At 69.3% G+C, this 339-nt stretch carries 1 pseudogene; it reads left to right on the top strand.

The features are described from left to right. Nucleotides 1-339, top strand: a pseudogene (locus tag PZE06_RS27180) (hypothetical protein); the annotation flags it as partial.

The raw sequence follows: 339 nt of genomic DNA on the forward strand, positions 1-339 counted from the left end.
GGAATACTATGGTGTGGAATAGGGCGCGGGGAGGGAAGGCCGAGCAGGGCGCGCGGCGCGGCGAGCGCAAGGACGCCCAGCAGATCGAGTCGTACAGCTCGCCCAAGACGCGGCACACCGACGAGAACGCCAGCTTCGTGTTCTCGGCGTTCCTGTTCGTCGTCACGGCGCTGGCGGTGCTGGGCATCGGGTACGACGCCCTGGGGACCGTCAACATCTGGCTGCTCACGGGGGCGCTCGTGCTGGCGGTGCTCGTCATCTTCACCGTGCACGTGGCCCCGCAGTGGGAGCGCGTCGTCATCCTGCGGCTGGGCAAGTACCAGCGCACGGCCGGCCCGG

The sequence above is a fragment of the Robertmurraya sp. DFI.2.37 genome (genome assembly GCF_029211245.1).
GTDB classification, from domain to species: Bacteria; Bacillota; Bacilli; order Bacillales; family Cytobacillaceae; genus Robertmurraya; species Robertmurraya methanolica_A.